The 673-nt window shown below is 59.6% G+C and carries 1 protein-coding gene; it reads left to right on the forward strand.

What is annotated here, in order from left to right; genetic code table 11:
- The coding region (locus M5B42_RS32055) for an IS66 family transposase (protein ID WP_248748064.1) at positions 1-673 on the forward strand (673 nt) is incomplete at both ends.

The raw sequence follows: 673 nt of genomic DNA on the forward strand, positions 1-673 counted from the left end.
CCCTGGCCCGTTGGGTTATCCAGTGCTGTGAGCACTTCCAGCCGCTACTGAATCTGATGCGCGAGCGATTACTGGAAAGCCCGGTGATCCGCTGCGATGAAACTCGCGTTCAGGTGCTCAAGGAACCTGACCGTGACCCGACCAGCCAATCCTGGATGTGGGTGCAGGCCAGCGGTCCGCCGGACAGGAAAGTCGTGTTGTTTGACTACACCACCAGCCGGGGACGGGAGGTGCCGTTACGCCTGCTCGATGGCTATCGTGGCTATTTGATGACCGACGACTATGCGGCCTACAACGCGGTGAGCGCCCAACCCGGAGTTGAGCGCTTGCTCTGCATGGCGCATGCGCGACGCAAGTTTATCGAGGCCCAGAAAGTGCAGCCCAAGGGCAAGTCGGGTCGAGCGGATATCGCGCTGGCGATGATCAACAAGCTGTACGGTATCGAGCGCGAGCTCAAAGACGCCAGCGATGAACAGCGTTATATCGGTCGCCAGGAAAAGAGCTTGCCGATCCTGACCCAGTTGAAAAGCTGGCTGGAGAAAAGCCAGCCGCAGGTCACGACGCAGAGCCCTCTGGGTAAAGCGATCAGTTACATGGCGAGCAACTGGGGTTGGCTGCTGCGTTACGTGGAGGCCGGTTTTTTGCCTATCGACAACAACGCCGCTGAGCGCGC

The sequence above is a fragment of the Pseudomonas sp. MWU12-2037 genome, assembly GCF_023242345.1.
GTDB classification, from domain to species: domain Bacteria; phylum Pseudomonadota; class Gammaproteobacteria; order Pseudomonadales; family Pseudomonadaceae; genus Aquipseudomonas; species Aquipseudomonas gingeri_D.